The organism is Luteimicrobium sp. DT211 (assembly GCF_049844995.1).
In the GTDB taxonomy this organism is placed as follows: domain Bacteria; phylum Actinomycetota; class Actinomycetes; order Actinomycetales; family Cellulomonadaceae; genus Luteimicrobium.
Window position 1 is genome coordinate 777,275 of record NZ_JBNCMC010000001.1, and the last position, 15,694, is coordinate 792,968.

Sequence of the window (15,694 nt, forward strand, 5' to 3'; positions counted from 1 at the left end):
ACGTCGGGACCCGTCCGATCACGCCTGGCGGCCCGAGGACCCGGAGGACGCGCGAGCCTCCCCCGGGTCCGCGGCGCCGTCGTCGGGCACCCGCGAGTGGCGCCGCCCGTACGCGAAGTAGATGACGAACCCGATCAGCATCCAGACGAGGAACCGCAGCCACGTCTCGACGGGCAGGTTGAGCATGAGGTACAGGCACGCGAGGACCGACGCGATCGGGAGGACCGGCACCCACGGCACGCGGAAGGCGCGCTCGAGATCGGGCCGGGTCCGGCGCAGCACGATCACCCCGATCGACACCACCACGAACGCGAACAGCGTCCCGATGTTGACCAGCTCCGCGAGCGCCGACAGCGGGATGAACGCCGCCAGAACGGCCACGACGGCGCCGATGAGGATCGTGATCCGGTAGGGAGTGCGGAACGTCGGGTGCACGGTCGCCAGCCCGCGGGGCACCAGGTTGTCCCGTGACATCGCGAACAGCACGCGCGACTGGCCGAGCATGAGGATCATGACGACGGTCGTGAGACCCGCGAGCGCCCCGACCGTGATGATGGTCGCCGCCCAGTCGGCGCCGACGGACTTGAACGCCTCGGCGAGGGGTGCGTCGGGGTCGAGCTCGGAGTACTTCTGCATCCCGACGACGACGAGCGACACCCCGACGTACAGGGCCGTGCAGATGACGAGCGACCCGATGATCCCGCGCGGCACGTCGCGCTGGGGCTTGTGCGTCTCCTCGGCGGCGGTCGCGACGACGTCGAACCCGATGAACGCGAAGAACACGATGGCGGCGGCCGTGAAGATGCCGACGACGCCGAAGTCGGCGGGCGCGCTGCCGAGGATCGTCTGCCACAGCGTGGCCTGGAGGCCGGTGGTGTCGGGCGCCGGCTTCGACGGCGGCACGAACGGGTGGTAGTTGGCGGCCTTGACGAAGAACAGCCCGGCGACGATGACGAACAGCACGATCGCGACCTTGATCGCGACGATCACCGAGTTGACCCGCGCGGACAGCTTGACCCCGAGCACCAGGACCGCCGTGAGGATCACGACGACGAGCAGCGCGGGCAGGTCCATGAACGCGCCGTCGCCGCCGGCGATCGACGCGGGCAGGTGCCACCCGATCGTGTCGAGCAGGCTCGAGAAGTACTGGGACCAGCCGACCGCCACGACCGCGGCACCGAGCGCCATCTCGAGCAGCAGGTCCCAGCCGATGATCCACGCCACGATCTCGCCCGACGTCGCGTACGCGAACGTGTACGCGCTGCCCGCCACCGGCACGGTCGACGCGAGCTCGGCGTAGCAGAGCGCCGCCAGGGCGCAGACCAGGCCCGCGATCGCGAAGGAGATCGCCACCGCCGGGCCGGCGTGCTCCTTGGCGGCGAGCCCCGTGAGCACGAAGATCCCGGTCCCGATGACGACGCCCACCCCGAAGACCGTGAGGTCGAGGGCGGACAGGTCACGCTTGAGCTGGTGCTCCGAGTCGTCGGCGTCCGCCATCGACGCCTCGACGGACTTGGTACGGAAGACGCTCATTGACACTCCTTCGAGCCGTGGCGGTCGTCGGGGTCCTGCCCGTCCACTGTCACGCGGGCGTCTGACGTCGGCAAACGCTCGGCCGCAGGTGGGGCGGCGGGGCACGGGTGCGCCGCGGCCGCCGCTAAGGTGTCCCGGTGCGCATCCTGTTCGTCGTCGTGCCCGCGTTCATCGCGGTGGTCCTGCTCTGGATGATCGTCGGGGCCGTGCGCGAGATCGGCGGGCTGCGCGCTTTGCAGCGGTCCGGGCAGGAGACGCGAGGAACGGTCGTCGCGAGCCACGTGAGCCACTCGACGAGCGGCTCGGGCGACGACCGCCGGATCAGCTCGGCCCTGGTCGAGACCGTCGAGTTCCCCACGCTCGACGGGCGCCGGATCCGCGCCGTCCCCACCTACTCGGACGTCGGTATGCTCGACCGCTCCGGCCAGGACGTGCGCGTGCTCTACGACCCCGAGCGACCGGAGCGCTTCGTCGCCCCGACTGGGGCGCAGATCGGGGCCGGTGCCGCCGGGACGCGCATCGTCGTCGCCGTCGTCTTCCTCGCGCTGATCGGTGGGTTCGTCGCGTTCTCGCAGAGCCTGATCAACAGCTCGCCGTTCTGACCGCCGCGCCGACCAGGAGACCACCTGTGCCAACCGCCCCCGATCCCCTCGCCGGAGACGTCCCGGCCGAGCCCGCGCCCCGCGGCCGACGCCGGTTCACGCCGTGGGTCGCCGCGCTGCTCGCCGTCGTCGTGGTGGTCGGGTGGTTCGTGCTGTCGCGCAACCCGAGGCTCGAGGCGGAGGGCTCGAGGTGGAGCTCGCCTGCGACGGTGACCTGCGCGGACGAGAGCATCTCGCTCCACTCGAGCGAGGACGCGGCCGTCACCGACGGCTCCCCGGTCTACGCGGCGCTCGTGCGCAACTCCTCGCAGTTCCCGGTCACGATCTCGGCGGAGCAGCCGGCCGGGTTCCGGGTCGCGTTCACCGGTGTCGTGGACGTGAGCACGGCGGCGTCCCGCGAGCCCGGGAGCACGACCGCGTCCGTCTCGGTCCCGACCGGGCAGACCGTGTCCCTGGTCGTCTCGGCCGCGTCGCCCCTGCCGGCCCTGGCAGACGATGCCTCGGTGGGGATCGCGCGGGTGCGGCTCCGCACCACGACCCTCGGGACGACGTCGTCGCAGGACTTCGTCCTCCCCGACCAGGTCATGATCTACGGCGGGGAGACCCCGCCCGACGGGTACCGCTGCTCGTGACCCGCCGACGAAGCCGCGGCGACAGCACGGTCGAGGTCGTCGTCGAGCCGGACGAGGGCGGTACGCCCGCGAGCCCACCCGTCCGCCGGATCAAGCACCCGTGGCGCAGGACGACGGCGCTGGTCGTGGTCGTCGCCCTGGCCCTCGTGGCCGTGCAGTGGCAGCGGCTGGCGCGCGACGTGGACGTCGTCGACGCAGGCGTGGGCTGGACGGACGCCCCGGTGCTGATGTGCTCCGGCGGGAGCGAGGCTGCCGTGCACGATGCGAGCCCCGACCGCACCGGCGACGACGACCGCGCGCACCTCGCGGACGACCCGCACGACGTCGTGACGCTCGCGAACCGCGGACGGTGGCCGGTCACGCTCCGGCTGACGGACACCCGGCGGGGCGCGTTCGAGGCCGATTCGGTCGGGCGGACACCGACCCCGACGAGGGCGACCTCGGACGAGCCCAACGATCTCCCGACGCCGACCGCCACCCAGGTCACCGACGAGGTCCGCGTCCCGGCGGGCTCGAGCGTACGGCTGCGCCTCGTGTACCCGGTGCTCACGGTCAGGGGCGAGGGCACCGGCACGGCACGACTGCGATCGATCGGGTTGCACGTCACGTCGCTAGGCGTCACGACGACCCAGATCCTGACTCTCGACCGGTCCATCTACACGTGGACCTCCGCCGAAGGCACGGCAGGGAACGTGTCGCCGCTGACGCTCGCCGACGACATCTGCGCGCCGTCGCGCTGACCTTCCGGGTGGACCCACCCTGCCCCGACGGCCGGGCTCAGCGCTCCGGTACCTCGCGCTGGTCGGGCCCGGTGTACGCGGACAGAGGACGGATGAGCGCGTTGCCGGCGTGCTGCTCCATGACGTGCGCGGTCCAGCCGACGACGCGCGACGCCACGAACAGCGGTGTGAACGTCGGGGTGTCGAAGCCCATGACGTGGTACGCGGGCCCGGTCGGGTAGTCGAGGTTCGGCAGGATCCCCTTGCGCGCGGCCATCGCGGACTCGAGCGCGTCGTAGAGCGCGGCGAGGTCCTGGCGGCCGGTGTGCTCGAGGAGCTCGTCGAGCGACGCCTTCATGGTGGGGACGCGCGAGTCGCCGTGCTTGTAGACGCGGTGCCCGAAGCCCATGATCTTGCGGCGCTCCGCGAGCGCCCGGTCGAGCCAGGCCTCGGCGCGGTCGGCGGTGCCGATCTCGTCGAACGTCGCCATGACGGCCTCGTTCGCGCCACCGTGCAGCGCTCCCTTGAGCGCCCCGACGGCGCCGGTCACGGCGGAGTGCAGGTCCGACAGCGTCGACGCGATGACCCGCGCGGTGAACGTCGAGGCGTTGAACGAGTGCTCCGCGTACAGGACCATCGACACCTCGAACGCCCGGACGACCACCGGGTCGGGCACCTCGCCGAACGTCAGCCACAGGAAGTTCTCCGCGTACGAGAGGTCGTCGCGGGGTTCGACCTCGTCCAACCCGTGGCGGCGTCGCTGGTCGAGCGCGACGACGGCGGGCAGCACGGCCCACAACCGCGCCGCCTTGGCCTGCTCCGCCTCGGGCGACGAGTCCTCGGCGTGCGGGTCGTTCGCGCCGTGCACCGACACCGCGGTGCGGACGACGTCCATGGGGTGGCTCGTCGTCGGGAGCGCCAGCACGGCGTCGCGGACCACCGACGGCAGGGCCCGCGCCGCGCGCTCCGCGGACGTCTGCTCGGCGAGCTGCGCCGTCGTCGGGAGCTCGCCGTGCCACAGGAGGTACGCGACCTCCTCGAACGACGCGCGGGCCGCGAGCTCCTGCACCGGGTACCCGCGGTAGAGCAGCGAGTTGGTGTCGGGGTTGACCTTGGAGATCGCGGTCTCGTCGGCGACGACGCCGACGAGGCCCTTCCGGATCGCGGGCGGGTCGAGGGGGCCGGTGGTCGTGCCGGTCATGGCGTCACTCCTTCGTGAAGTTCGGTTCGCACGGGGTCAGGGGCGGTAGGTAAAGATGCTGGTGTCGAACGTGTTGTAGCCGGCGTAGTCGAGGAGCTCGTAGAGCCGCGCGCGGGTCTGCATGCCCTCGACGAGCCCCGCCTGCGTGCCCTCCGCGGCGATCTCCTCGAGCCCCCGCTCGACGGCGCCCATCGCGATCCGCAGGAGCGTCACCGGGTAGATGACCATCCGGACGCCGGCGTCGGCGAGCTGCCGGGTGGTGAACAGCTCGGACTTGCCGAACTCGGTCATGTTCGCGAGCACCGGCACGTCGACGGCGGACGCGACGGCCTCGAACTCGCGCAGGTCCTTCATGGCCTCGGGGAAGATCGCGTCCGCCCCGGCGTCGACGAGCGCCCGCGCACGGTCGACGGCGGCCCGCAGCCCGGCGTCGCCGTCGAGCGACCCGCGCACGTCGGTGCGGGCCATGACGAGGAAGCTGGGGTCGCGGCGGGCGTCGGCGGCGGCGCGGACCCGCTTGAGCGCGGTCTCGAGCTCGACGACGGACTTGCCGTCGAGGTGGCCGCACCGCTTCGGGTTGACCTGGTCCTCGATGTGGCAGCCCGCGAGGCCGGCGTCCTCGAGCTCCTGGACGGTGCGGGCCACGTTCATGGGCTCGCCGAAGCCGGTGTCGGCGTCGACGAGCGCCGGCAGGTTGGTCATCCGGGCGATCTGACCGGACCGCTGCGCGACCTCCGTCAGCGTCGTCAGGCCGATGTCGGGCAGGCCGAGGTCCGCGGACAGCACCGCCCCCGACACGTACACGCCGTCGAAGCCCTTGTCCTCGATCAGCCGCGCCGACAGCGGGTTGAACGCGCCCGGGAAGCGCAGCACCCGCCCCTCGCTCCCGGCCGCCGCGAGCGCGTCGCGGAACGCCACGCGCTTGTCGGACGCCGTCGTCGTCGCGTACAGCATCACTTGCCTCCCAGCTCGAAGAGCCCGCGCGGGCTCTGGACGGACTCCAGCACGCCGGGCGCCGCCACGACGGTCAGCTCCCGCAGCTCGCCGGCCGCGAGGTCGGGCAGGCGCTGCGCGAGGTCGAGGAACCGCTCGACCTCCTCGGGCTCGACGAGCCCGTCGGCGAGGGTGCGGAACTTGCGGACGTAGTCCTTGCGCTCGAACGGCCGGGCGCCCAGCGGGTGCGCGTCGGCGACGGCGAGCTCGCGGACGATCCGGCCGCCGTCGGCCAGCTCGATCTCGACCCGCCCGCCGAACGCCTTCTCCGCCGGGTCGGTGGAGTGGTACCGCCGCGTCCACTCGGCGTCCTCGGCGGTCGTGACCTTCTGCCACAGCTCGACGGTGTCCGGACGCGCCGCGCGCTCGGGCGCGTAGGACGCCACGTGGTGCCAGCCGCCGTCCTGCAGGGCGACCGTGAAGATGTACGGCACCGAGTGGTCGAGGGTCTCGCGCGAGGCGTGCGGGTCGTACTTCTGCGGGTCGTTCGCGCCCGAGCCGATGACGTAGTGCGTGTGGTGACTGGTGTGGATGACGATCCGCGCGACGTTCGCGGGGTCGGCCAGGAACGGGTGCTCGGCGTGCAGGGCGCGCGCCAGGTCGATGAGGGCCTGCGCCTGGTACTCCGCCGAGTGCTCCTTGGTGAAGGTGTCGAGGATCGCGGTCTTGGCCTCGCCCACGTCCGGGAGCGTGACGTCGTAGGACGCGTCGGGGCCGTCGAGCAGCCACGCGATCACGCCGTCCTCGCCCTCGTAGATCGGCTCGGGGCTCGTCTGGCCGCGCATCGCCCGGTCGACGGCCTCGACCGCGACCTTGCCCGCGAACGCCGGCGCGTACGCCTTCCACGTCGAGATGCGGCCCTTGCGGGACTGGCGGGTCGCCGTCGTCGTGTGCAGGGCCTGGCCGATCGCCTGGAAGATCACCTGGGCCGGGAGCCCCAGCAGCGTCCCGATCCCCGCCGCCGCGGAGGGGCCGAGGTGCGCGACGTGGTCGATCTTGTGCGCGTGCAGGCTGATGGTCCGCGCGAGGTCGACCTGGATCTCGTAGCCCGTCGCGACGCCGCGCACGACGTCGCGCCCGGACCTCCCCGCGTGCTGCGCGACCGCGAGGACCGGCGGGATGTTGTCGCCCGGGTGCGAGTACTCGGCGGCGAGGAACGTGTCGTGGAAGTCGAGCTCGCGGACCGCGACGCCGTTCGCCCACGCCGCCCACTCGGGGCTCGTGCGCGTGGTCAGCGGGCTGCCGAAGACCGTCCCGCCCGGCACGTACGGGTGCGTGAGGGCCTGGGCGCGCGCCGCGACGACGGGTGCCCGCGTCAGGCTCGCGACCGCCACCGACGCGTTGTCGATGACCCGGTTGATCACCATGTCCGTGACCTCGGGGGTGACGTCGACGGGGTCGGCGGCGAGCTCCGCGAGCTTCCAGGCGAGCTGGTCCTCGCGGGGCAGGTCGTCCGCGCTGGGGTGCACGCGGACGGTGTGGGTGATGGGCATGGCGTCTCTCTTCCGGTGGTGCTACGGCGTGTGGCGGTCGAGCGCGCGCGCCGCCGCGGCGGCGCTCGACTCGATGTGGGCGCGCATGGCGTCCTCCGCGGCGTCCGGGTCCCCGCCGACGACGGCGCGCGCCACCGCGCGGTGCTCGTCGACGTGAGCGGTGGTCCCGACGCGCTCGCGGGTGGCGAGCATGCGGTAGCGGTCGACGTGGCCGCGGATCTGGCGGAGCAGCGCCGCGCACAGGCGGTCGTCCGCGAGCCGCTCCACGACCGCGTGGAACTCGGCCCCGATCCGCAGGACCTCGTCGTCGTGATCTCGGACGGCGTCCATGAGGTCGACCAGGCGAGCCAGGCGGGCGACGTCGTCGGGGGCTGCCGCGCCCTCGGGGCGGGCGACGCGCTCGGCGGCACGGCGGGCCAGGAGACCCTCGAGCCGGGCACGGACCTCGTAGACCTGTCGTGCGTCGGCGACGTCGAGCGGCGCGACCCGCACCCCGCCGGTGGGCTGCTCGACGACGAGCGTCTCGGCCTCGAGCCGTCGCAGCGCCTCCCGCACGGGGGTCCGCGAGACACCGAGACGGGCGGCGAGCGCGGGCTCGGACAGGCGCTCGTCGGGGGCGAGCGTGCCGTCGATGATCTCGGTCCGGAGGGCGTCGTAGACGGCCCGCGCCCCGGACTGCCGGGGGCTGAGCGTCGTCGTCATGGAGCCATTCTCGCACGCTGGTGTGCACGTGTATACATCGTGGCTGCCCGCTGCGGTGTCACAGACCGGCGCACTCCGACGTCTTCTCTGACATGGAGACCATCGACACCACGTCACGCCCCGGCGACCCCACGCAGCCGAGCGGGGAGCGCACCCTCACGGTCGCCGTGGTCGGCGGCACCGGAACGCTCGGCAGGCAGGTCGCGGCAGCCCTCGACGCCGCGGGCCACGACGTCCGTGCGCTCTCGCGCCACTCCGACCACCCGGTCGACCTGCGGACCGGGCTCGGTCTGGCCCCCGCGCTCGCCGGGTGCGACGTCGTCGTGGACGCGGGCAACGGCACCGGGCCCGCACGGAAGGCGGCTCGGACGCTCGTCGACGGCACCGAGCGTCTGCTCGACGCCGAGGCGGCGGCGGGCGTGCGGCACCACGTCTCGGTCGACATCGTCGGGTGCGACGTGGTGCCGATGGCGTACTTCGAGCTCAAGACGGCGCAGCAGCACCTCGTCGAGTCCGGCCCGGTGCCGTGGAGCACCGTGAGCGCGACGCAGTTCCACGAGTTCGCGGTCACGACCCTCGCGAGCTACACCCACCTGGGCCTCACGTTCGCACCGCCCATGCGCGTCCAGCCTGTCGCCTCGGCGGAGGTCGCGGCCGTCGTCGCGGGGGTCGCCCAGGGCGCGCCGTCGGGTCGGCGGACGACCGTCGTCGGCCCGGAGGTCCGCGAGCTGCGCGAGCTCGCCCAGGTCTGGAAGCGCGGCACCGCGCGGCACTCGCTCGTCACGCCCGTACCCTTCCCCGGCGCTGCCGGGCGCGCGCTCCGCAGCGGCGCGCTCACGTCGGACGCGGCGGACGTCGTCGGGCGGACGACGTTCGAGGAGTGGCTGGCGCTCAGCCGCTGATCAGGGCGACGAGCTCGCCGACCACCGCGTCGGCCCCGAGCGCCCGGTCCGTGAGCACGCGGTACCAGATCACCCCGAAGACGACGTCGAGCAGCGTGTCCACCGACACCCCCGCCGGGAGCTCGCCGCGCGCCGCCGCCCGGTCGAGGACCGTCCGCAGCGCGGCCCGGCGGTTCTCGATGAACACCTCCCGGAATCGCCGGCCGAACGCCTCGTCGAGCTGGGACTCCGCCATGAGCGCACGCAGGATCGCGACGACTTGCGACGCCCGGCCGAGCGCGACGCTCGCCTCGAGGAAGCCGCGCAGGTCGGCGGCGAGCGAGCCGTCGTCGGGCACGCGGATGTGCAGGTCGGCCTTCTCGACGAGCGCCTCCATGACCACGTCCGCCTTGGTGGGCCACCAGCGGTAGATGGTCTGCTTCCCGGTGCCCGCGCGCGCGGCGATCTTCTCGACGGTGAGTGGCCCGTAGCCGTGCTCGGCCACGAGCTCGACGGCGGCCGCCAGGATCGCGCGTCGGCTGTCCTCGCTGCGGCGGCGTCCGGGCCGGAGGGGGCTGGCGTCGGTCATGGGTCGATGCTAGCGTGAATCGAACCGAGACGGTCCGTCTAGGTTTAGAACGCTCGTCCCTCAGGAGCAGCCATGTCCCACAGCACCACCGCACGCACCGCCCTCGTCGTCGGCGGCACCTCCGGCATCGGGCTCGCCACCGCGCGCCTCCTCGCCGACCGCGGCTACGACGTGCACGTCGCCGGCCGGTCCGCCGAGCGCGTCAAGGCGGTCACCGACCTCGACCCCCGGCTCACCGCCCACCAGGCCGACGGCGGGGACCGGCCTGCGATCGACGCCCTCGCGGCGGAGCTCGCGCCCCTCGACGCGCTCGTCGTCACCCTCAGCGGGTCGCTCGGCATGGGCGCGCTCGCCGAGCTCGACCTCGACGTCCTCCGCCAGGCCTTCGACGCCAAGCTCTGGGCCCACCTCACCACGCTGCAGGCCGCGCTGCCCCACCTCGCGCCCGACGCGTCCGTCACCCTCCTCGGCGCGATCTCCGCCCACGCCGCGATGCCCGGGACGGCGGGCCTCAGCGCGCTCAACGCCGCGGTCGAGGGGCTCGTGCGGCCCCTCGCCGTCGAGCTCGCGCCGATCCGCGTCAACGCCGTCTCGCCCGGCGTGGTCGACACCGCCTGGTGGTCCGGCCTGCCCGACGACGCCCGCGCCGCGTTCTTCGAGGCCACGGCGGCAGGCATCCCCGTGCGGCACGTCGCGACGGCCGACGAGGTCGCGGAGGTCGTGGCGCTCGTCGCGACGAACCGGAACCTCAGCGGCACCGTCGTCGAGGCGGACGGAGGCGCGCGGCTGGTGTCGCTCTGACCCGACGCCGCCCACCTCCGTAGGGTGGGCGGGTGCGCCGCCCCCCGACCGTCCCGACCGGTGGCGCCGCCGCGCTCGTCGCGGTCGCGGCCCTGACGCTCGCCGGCTGCGCGACCGGTCCGTCGACGCCCTCCGGCACGATGGCGGGGAGCGGTGCCAGCGCGGCCCCGTCCGACCTCGCCGACCGCGTCGCGGCGCAGGCACGCGCCCTGTCCGGCGTCAGCCACGCCCGGGTGGAGCGCCCGGCATCGGGGCCGGCACGCGTCGTCGTCGTGAACGACGCGACCCGGGGCGCGCAGGGCACCGCCGAGCTGGTCGGCGCCCTCGTGTCGGCGGCCGAGCAGCGGCCGGCCCCGGGGCGCACCGCGTCGCCCGCCTCGAACACCGGGATGCCGGAGATCTGGGTCGCGCCCACGACCCCGGCCGGCGCCGAGGTCCGCGTGCTCGCCTGGTCGCCCGGCGGTGCGACCCCGACGACCGGGCCGGCGGGGGTCCCGCTCGCGTCCGCGGCGATGCGGGCCGCCTACCGGCTGGCCCTCACGCCCGGCGTCGTGCGGGTGAGCGCCGACGGCGACGGCCCGGTCGAGGTGCAGGTCGCGAGGGCCACCGACCTCGGTCCGGTCGCCGACGTCGCGAGGGCCGGCGGCATGCCCGTCGAGCGCGTCACCGTCCGGGGCGGTGGGCCGTCGCTCGCGGTCGCCGACGCCCCGCCGCGCCCGACGGTCGACGACGGCGCGTCCTGGGCTGCCGACGCCGACGCCCCCGCGTGCCGCGCCGGCGACCTGTACCTCGGGCTGGTCGGTGAGGACGCGGGGCTCGGGCACCGGGCGCTCGTCGTCGGCGCGACCAACACGTCGGACGCCCCCTGCGCGCTGGACGGCTACCCGGCGGTCGGCTTCGCGACCCTGACGCACCGCGACCTCGCCGTGCACGTCGCCCACGGCAGCTCGTACATGGCGTCCGACGGCGGCGCCCGCCGCGTCGTCGTGCCGCCGCGCGGGCGCGCGCTGGCCGTGGTGTCGTGGGACGCGTCGTCGACCGCGCCCGACGCGACGGGCCACGTCCCCGCGACGACCGCCGAGGTCCGCCTCGCCGTCGGTCCGGGCGCCGCGACGACCACGCGCCCCGTGACCTCGATCGCACCCGTCGCGGGGCCGGTCGGCGACCCGCCGACCGACCTCGACGTGCTCGCCGGCGGCCGCGTCACCGTCACCGCCTGGGCCCCGGGCACGTCGAGCTTCGGCTGACCGTCACCCGAAGGTGAACGAGTAGACCGTGACGCCCTTCGGGACGCGCAGGTCGAGCGTCCCCTGGGTCCGGGACCCGCCGTCGAGCACGTGGTGGAGCGTCGGGGCCCCGGACACGCCGATCGTCCGGCGCGCCCCACCGATGTCAGCGGTCACGGTGCCCGTGCCGCCGAGCACGACGTAGACGTCGCGCGCCCGGTAGGCCAGGTGCACGGCGCCCGTGCCCGACGCCGGCCGCGCGCCCTGCTGGTCGAGCCTCCACCGCCCGTCGAGCGAGAAGGTGTCGGCCGGCTGGTCGGCCGTAGGCGTGAAGGCGTGCGTGCCCGCGGCGAACGGCTGCGCGCCGCGGTACTGCGTCGCCTTGCCGATCGACAGGTACGTCTCAGGTGTGATCGCGTCGGTCGGGGTCGTGTCCTTCACGTCCGTCGCGGCGGGGAGCCTCGCCCCGGGGTGGGCCTGCGTGAGGAGCTGCCGGAGGAGGTTCTCGGTGTCCGCGTAGCCGCCCTCGCCGAACCGGATGTGGCGCACCGTGCCCGACGCGTCGACCAGGTACTCGGCCGGCCAGTACTGGTTGCGGTACGTGGTCCAGGTCGAGTAGGCGTTGTCCTGCGCGATCGGGTACGTCACGCCGAGCGATCTCGCGCCGGCGACGACGTTGCGGGTCTCGCGCTCGAACGCGAACTCGGGGGTGTGCACGCCGATGACGACGAAGCCGTCGCCCGCGTCCTTGTACCGGTCGTACCAGGCCTCGACGTGCGGGATCGCGCGCTGGCAGTTGATGCACGAGTAGGTCCAGAAGTCGATGAGCACGACCTTGCCCTTCAGGCTCGCGAGGTCGACCGGCTGGTCGCCGGGGGTGTTGAGCCACCGGTCGATCCCCGTCAGCGGGGGCGCCTGCCCGCAGCTCTGCAGGGTCGGCGAGCCGTTCGAGCACCGGGACAGGTCCTTGTTCTGGTCCGTGACGATGCCGCCGAGGTTCAGCGCCTTCTGCACGCTCTGCGAGGTGCCGACCTTGTCCTGCAGCGCGCCCGTGTAGTCGGGCAGGGCGCGCTGGAGCGCCGACGTCAGGTTCAGGGCGAGCGCCACGGCGAGGACGATGACCACGACGCCGCCCGCGACCCGGGTGCCGCGCATGTGCCGGCGGAAGACCGTGACGCGCTCGGCGACGCGACGCCCCGCGAGCGCGAAGACCAGCAGCGGGATCGCCGCCCCGACCGCGAACGACAGCGTCAGCACGACCGTCCCGGGCCCGACGTGCCCGGTCGCGCCGGCGACGGTGATCGCGGCCAGCACCGGGCCCGCGCACGGCACGTACAGGACGCCGAGGCCCAGCCCGAGCGCGAAGGCGCCACGGTCCGGGCGGGCCGCGCCCGCCCGGGCGCCGACCGCCGCCACACGGTTGAAGGGCCGCTCGAGGACCTGCTCGAACCGCGGCACGATCATGCCGATCCCGAGCAGCACCAGCAGGCCCACGCCGAGCCAGCGCAGCAGGTCCTGCGGCAGCCCGAGCGCGCTCAGGATCACCGAGCCGAGCAGCGTGAAAAGGCTGAAGCTCAGCACGAGCCCCGCGATGACGACGAACGGCCGACGCGACGGCCGTGCAGCCCGGCGTCGCGGGGCGGTCCCCGGCTCGGGCGACGCCGCGACCGCCGGCGGCGCGCTCGGCGGGCTCGCGGGCGAGGTGTCGACCGTGACGGTCGCCGACGACGACCGCGACAGCCGCACGGCGCCGGGCGCGCCGACGAACAGCGACGGGCCGGGCGACCGGTCGCCGTCCGGCCGCCCGGACTCGGCCGACGCCGGCGGCGGACCGGCCGTCCGGGCCCCCTGCACGCCGCCGGCGAAGAAGATCACGGGAAGCATCGGGAGGATGCACGGCGAGATGCCGGTGATGAGGCCGCCGATGAGGCCGATGAGCGCGAGGGTCAGCATGCCCGTGGTTCGACGCCCGCCGCGTCCCGGATGGGTCACGATCCCGGACCCATCCGCGCCCGGCGACGCTCCGAACCCCCCGTGAACGGTCCCGCGTCAGGCGGGTCGCCGACACGAGGAGAGACCGATGAACGTTCGAACCCGCACGTCGTACGCCGTCGCCGGCCTGGCCGCCTTCGCGGCGCTGGGCCTGGCCGCCTGCAGCAGCTCGAGCGACGGCAGCACCGGCTCGCAGTCGTCCGACAGCCCGATGTCCACGCCGATGTCGACACCCAGCGCCATGTCGGGCGACATGTCGACCGACGCGGCCGCAGCGTCCGACCTGGTCGGCCCGGGCTGTGCCGCGTACGCGAAGCAGGTGCCGACCGGCGCCGGCTCGGTCCAGGGCATGTCGACGGACCCGGTCGCCGTGGCGGCGTCCAACAACCCGCTCCTCACGACGCTCACCGCGGCGGTCAGCGGCAAGCTCAACCCGGACGTCAACCTCGTCGACACGCTCGACGGCGGCCAGTTCACCGTCTTCGCGCCGGTCGACGACGCGTTCAAGGCGATCCCCGCCAAGACGATCACCAGCCTCAAGACCGACGACAAGACGCTGACCTCGATCCTCACGTACCACGTGGTGCCGGGTCAGCTGAGCCCCGACCAGGTCGTCGGCAGCCACAAGACCGTCGAGGGCAGCACGGTGAAGGTCACCGGGTCGGGCGACGACCTGATGGTCGACGGCGCGAAGGTGATCTGCGGCGGCGTGCACACGGCCAACGCCACCGTCTACCTCATCGACTCCGTCCTGATGCCGAAGGGCTGAGCCCCCGGTCCGCCGACGCCGAAGGGCCGTCCCCGAGGGGGCGGCCCTTTCGCGTGCTCGGCCGCGGTCAGGTGCGTGCGGGCGAGGCCGGGGCCGCGGTCTGCAGCGCGACGACCGGGTCCGTCGTCGGCTGCTCGGACCCGCCGGCGGGCTCGACGGTGATCGCGAAGACCGAGTCGCCGGGCGCGTCGAAGAGGAGCGCCGCCGACCCGTCGTCGGCGTGCACCAGCCCGACCGACACCATGGTCTTCCCGTCGACGCTCTTCCAGAGCTGGTAGTCCTTGCCGCTTCCCGCGGGCGACATCCCGGAGCCCGTGAAGAGCACCTGGTCGCCCGCGACGAGGACGCTCGCGTCCCCGCCGGTCGACATGGTGCCGGTCACGAGCTGGGCCTGCGGGTCCGCGAGCATCGCGGCCACCGTCTGCGCCCGGTCCTCGAGATCGGCGCGCTGACGGGACTCGTGGACGGCCACGCCCGTCGGGATCGCGATCGCGACGACCGCCGCCGCCGCGATGCCGGCCACACCCCACCGCCGCCGGGCCCTGCGGCCGCGTGCACCCTCGGCGCCCGCGCGCTCCGCGCTGGTCGTGGACGACGGCGCGGCGCGAGGCGTCGTCTCGGTGAGACGGTCGAGGACGTCGGAGCGGAGCGCGGCGGGCGGCTCGACATCGGGCACCATCGCGGACACGACCGCGCGGTACTCGGCGAGCGCGCGGCGGGCGTCGTCGTCGGACGCGACCAGCCGCTCGACCGAGCGGCGCTCGAGGTCGTCGACGGCGTCGAGCGCGTACGCCGGCAGAAGCTCCCAGGCGGGGTCGCGTGGCGCGGCGCCGGCGTGCGTCGGGTCGGTCACGACGCCACCCCCAAGCAGTCGCGCAGCCGGATCAGGCCGTCCCGGATCCGGGACTTCACGGTCGGGAGGGCGGCGCCGACGTCCTCGGCCACCTCGCGGTAGGTGCGCCCGCCGTAGTAGGCGCGGACGACGGCGTCACGCTGGGTGTCGGTGAGCGTGTCGAGGCAGTCCCTGACGGCCGCCGCCTCGAACAGCCGCTCGACGTGCTCGGCCACGACGTCCCGCTCGGACGCCACGACGCTGCGGTCCAGGTCGCGCTGGTCGCGGGTGCGCCGCGCCTGCTCGGACCGCACCCGGTCGACCGCGCGCCGGTGGGCCAGCGTGACCACCCAGGTGCGGGCCGAGCCCTGGGCGGGGTCGAACCTCGAAGCCGTCTGCCACACCTCGACCATCACCTCCTGGGTCACCTCGGCCGCGTGGTCGCGGTCGCGGAGGACGCCCACCGCCACACCGAAGGCCGCGGGGGCCAGCCCGTCGTAGACGAGCTCGAACGCGCGCCGGTCACCCGAGGCGCACGCCACGAGCGCGGCGGCGAGCGCCTCGGGCTCCGTCGTCCTCGTGGTCGGCACCCGATCAGTCTCCTGCACGACGGGCGGGTCGGCGTCCGTCACCGGGGGTTCGGCGCGGTCGGCCCGGCGGATGGGTCGCCCATCCCGCTCCCTCCCCACCTCCCCGCCGAACACGGGGTGGCCGCCTGTCCCGACGCGT

At 74.2% G+C, this 15,694-nt stretch carries 16 protein-coding genes; 7 read left to right on the forward strand and 9 right to left on the reverse strand.

What is annotated here, in order from left to right; genetic code table 11:
• Nucleotides 1-18: 18 nt before the first annotated feature.
• Entirely contained in the window at nucleotides 19-1,533 is a 1,515-nt protein-coding gene (locus tag ACLQ14_RS03505; protein ID WP_425809916.1) for an amino acid permease, read from the reverse strand.
• A gap of 137 nt (nucleotides 1,534-1,670) precedes the next feature.
• On the opposite strand from ACLQ14_RS03505, the gene ACLQ14_RS03510 reads away from it, so the two are divergent.
• The 3 genes from ACLQ14_RS03510 to ACLQ14_RS03520 are packed head-to-tail and all read left to right on the forward strand — an operon-like array spanning nucleotide 1,671 to nucleotide 3,507.
• Nucleotides 1,671-2,135, forward strand: a complete 465-nt coding sequence (locus ACLQ14_RS03510) for a DUF3592 domain-containing protein (RefSeq protein WP_425809918.1) — start codon at nucleotides 1,671-1,673, stop codon at nucleotides 2,133-2,135.
• 26 nt (nucleotides 2,136-2,161) lie between these two features.
• A complete protein-coding gene (locus tag ACLQ14_RS03515; RefSeq protein WP_425809920.1) occupies nucleotides 2,162-2,767 on the forward strand; it encodes a hypothetical protein in 606 nt (201 codons plus the stop codon).
• Complete coding sequence (locus ACLQ14_RS03520) at nucleotides 2,764-3,507, forward strand: hypothetical protein (RefSeq protein ID WP_425809922.1); 744 nt, start codon at nucleotides 2,764-2,766, stop codon at nucleotides 3,505-3,507. The genes ACLQ14_RS03515 and ACLQ14_RS03520 overlap by 4 nt, the downstream gene beginning before the upstream one ends.
• A gap of 37 nt (nucleotides 3,508-3,544) precedes the next feature.
• Here ACLQ14_RS03520 and ACLQ14_RS03525 read toward each other — a convergent pair whose 3' ends face one another.
• Genes ACLQ14_RS03525 through ACLQ14_RS03540 form a run of 4 tightly spaced genes read right to left on the reverse strand, consistent with a single transcriptional unit; the run spans nucleotide 3,545 to nucleotide 7,875 of the window.
• A complete protein-coding gene (locus ACLQ14_RS03525) occupies nucleotides 3,545-4,687 on the reverse strand; it encodes a bifunctional 2-methylcitrate synthase/citrate synthase (RefSeq protein ID WP_425809924.1) in 1,143 nt (380 codons plus the stop codon).
• A 36-nt stretch (nucleotides 4,688-4,723) separates the two neighbouring features.
• Nucleotides 4,724-5,641: a methylisocitrate lyase gene (gene prpB / locus ACLQ14_RS03530; RefSeq protein WP_425809926.1), complete on the reverse strand. Its 918-nt coding sequence runs from the start codon at nucleotides 5,639-5,641 to the stop codon at nucleotides 4,724-4,726.
• On the reverse strand, nucleotides 5,641-7,173 hold the full coding sequence (locus ACLQ14_RS03535) for an MmgE/PrpD family protein (protein ID WP_425809928.1): 1,533 nt from the start codon (nucleotides 7,171-7,173) through the stop codon (nucleotides 5,641-5,643). Before ACLQ14_RS03535 ends, prpB begins: the two co-directional genes overlap by 1 nt.
• A 21-nt stretch (nucleotides 7,174-7,194) precedes the next feature.
• Entirely contained in the window at nucleotides 7,195-7,875 is a 681-nt protein-coding gene (locus tag ACLQ14_RS03540) for a GntR family transcriptional regulator (RefSeq protein ID WP_425809930.1), read from the reverse strand.
• Nucleotides 7,876-7,967: 92 nt separating this feature from the next.
• Here ACLQ14_RS03540 and ACLQ14_RS03545 point away from each other — a divergent pair, with 92 nt between their 5' ends.
• Nucleotides 7,968-8,777 carry an SDR family oxidoreductase gene (locus ACLQ14_RS03545; RefSeq protein ID WP_425809932.1) on the forward strand — a complete coding sequence of 270 codons (810 nt, stop codon included), beginning with the start codon at nucleotides 7,968-7,970 and terminating at the stop codon, nucleotides 8,775-8,777.
• Here ACLQ14_RS03545 and ACLQ14_RS03550 read toward each other — a convergent pair.
• Nucleotides 8,767-9,345, reverse strand: a complete 579-nt coding sequence (locus ACLQ14_RS03550) for a TetR/AcrR family transcriptional regulator (protein WP_425809934.1) — start codon at nucleotides 9,343-9,345, stop codon at nucleotides 8,767-8,769. The two genes, ACLQ14_RS03545 and ACLQ14_RS03550, sit on opposite strands and share 11 nt — an antisense overlap.
• Nucleotides 9,346-9,417: 72 nt before the next feature.
• Between ACLQ14_RS03550 and ACLQ14_RS03555 the strand changes: the two genes are divergently transcribed.
• Together ACLQ14_RS03555 and ACLQ14_RS03560 are read left to right on the forward strand one after the other, a co-directional pair.
• Nucleotides 9,418-10,146: an SDR family oxidoreductase gene (locus ACLQ14_RS03555; RefSeq protein ID WP_425809936.1), complete on the forward strand. Its 729-nt coding sequence runs from the start codon at nucleotides 9,418-9,420 to the stop codon at nucleotides 10,144-10,146.
• Between the two features lie 32 nt (nucleotides 10,147-10,178).
• Nucleotides 10,179-11,393 carry a DUF4232 domain-containing protein gene (locus tag ACLQ14_RS03560; RefSeq protein WP_425809938.1) on the forward strand — a complete coding sequence of 405 codons (1,215 nt, stop codon included), beginning with the start codon at nucleotides 10,179-10,181 and terminating at the stop codon, nucleotides 11,391-11,393.
• A 3-nt stretch (nucleotides 11,394-11,396) separates the two neighbouring features.
• Here ACLQ14_RS03560 and ACLQ14_RS03565 read toward each other — a convergent pair whose 3' ends face one another.
• Nucleotides 11,397-13,325 carry a cytochrome c biogenesis protein DipZ gene (locus tag ACLQ14_RS03565; protein WP_425809940.1) on the reverse strand — a complete coding sequence of 643 codons (1,929 nt, stop codon included), beginning with the start codon at nucleotides 13,323-13,325 and terminating at the stop codon, nucleotides 11,397-11,399.
• A gap of 127 nt (nucleotides 13,326-13,452) precedes the next feature.
• Between ACLQ14_RS03565 and ACLQ14_RS03570 the strand changes: the two genes are divergently transcribed.
• Nucleotides 13,453-14,133, forward strand: a complete 681-nt coding sequence (locus ACLQ14_RS03570) for a fasciclin domain-containing protein (RefSeq protein ID WP_425809942.1) — start codon at nucleotides 13,453-13,455, stop codon at nucleotides 14,131-14,133.
• Between the two features lie 67 nt (nucleotides 14,134-14,200).
• Here the strand turns inward: ACLQ14_RS03570 and ACLQ14_RS03575 are convergent, their stop codons facing one another.
• A complete protein-coding gene (locus ACLQ14_RS03575; RefSeq protein ID WP_425809944.1) occupies nucleotides 14,201-14,986 on the reverse strand; it encodes an anti-sigma factor domain-containing protein in 786 nt (261 codons plus the stop codon).
• Nucleotides 14,983-15,555, reverse strand: coding sequence for an ECF RNA polymerase sigma factor SigK (gene sigK, locus ACLQ14_RS03580; protein WP_425809946.1), 573 nt, complete (start codon nucleotides 15,553-15,555; stop codon nucleotides 14,983-14,985). The genes ACLQ14_RS03575 and sigK overlap by 4 nt, the downstream gene beginning before the upstream one ends.
• Between the last annotated feature and the right edge of the window lie 139 nt (nucleotides 15,556-15,694).

What these genes read in the sequence shown, in the direction of transcription:
- ACLQ14_RS03505 (WP_425809916.1), bottom strand. Translation starts at nt 1,533, where the DNA reads ATGAGCGTCTTCCGTACCAAGTCCGTCGAGGCGTCGATGGCGGACGCC.
- ACLQ14_RS03525 (WP_425809924.1), bottom strand. Translation starts at nt 4,687, where the DNA reads ATGACCGGCACGACCACCGGCCCCCTCGACCCGCCCGCGATCCGGAAG.
- prpB (WP_425809926.1), bottom strand. Translation starts at nt 5,641, where the DNA reads ATGCTGTACGCGACGACGACGGCGTCCGACAAGCGCGTGGCGTTCCGC.
- ACLQ14_RS03535 (WP_425809928.1), bottom strand. Translation starts at nt 7,173, where the DNA reads ATGCCCATCACCCACACCGTCCGCGTGCACCCCAGCGCGGACGACCTG.
- ACLQ14_RS03540 (WP_425809930.1), bottom strand. Translation starts at nt 7,875, where the DNA reads ATGACGACGACGCTCAGCCCCCGGCAGTCCGGGGCGCGGGCCGTCTAC.
- ACLQ14_RS03545 (WP_425809932.1), top strand. Translation starts at nt 7,968, where the DNA reads ATGGAGACCATCGACACCACGTCACGCCCCGGCGACCCCACGCAGCCG.
- ACLQ14_RS03550 (WP_425809934.1), bottom strand. Translation starts at nt 9,345, where the DNA reads ATGACCGACGCCAGCCCCCTCCGGCCCGGACGCCGCCGCAGCGAGGAC.
- ACLQ14_RS03555 (WP_425809936.1), top strand. Translation starts at nt 9,418, where the DNA reads ATGTCCCACAGCACCACCGCACGCACCGCCCTCGTCGTCGGCGGCACC.
- ACLQ14_RS03565 (WP_425809940.1), bottom strand. Translation starts at nt 13,325, where the DNA reads ATGCTGACCCTCGCGCTCATCGGCCTCATCGGCGGCCTCATCACCGGC.
- ACLQ14_RS03570 (WP_425809942.1), top strand. Translation starts at nt 13,453, where the DNA reads ATGAACGTTCGAACCCGCACGTCGTACGCCGTCGCCGGCCTGGCCGCC.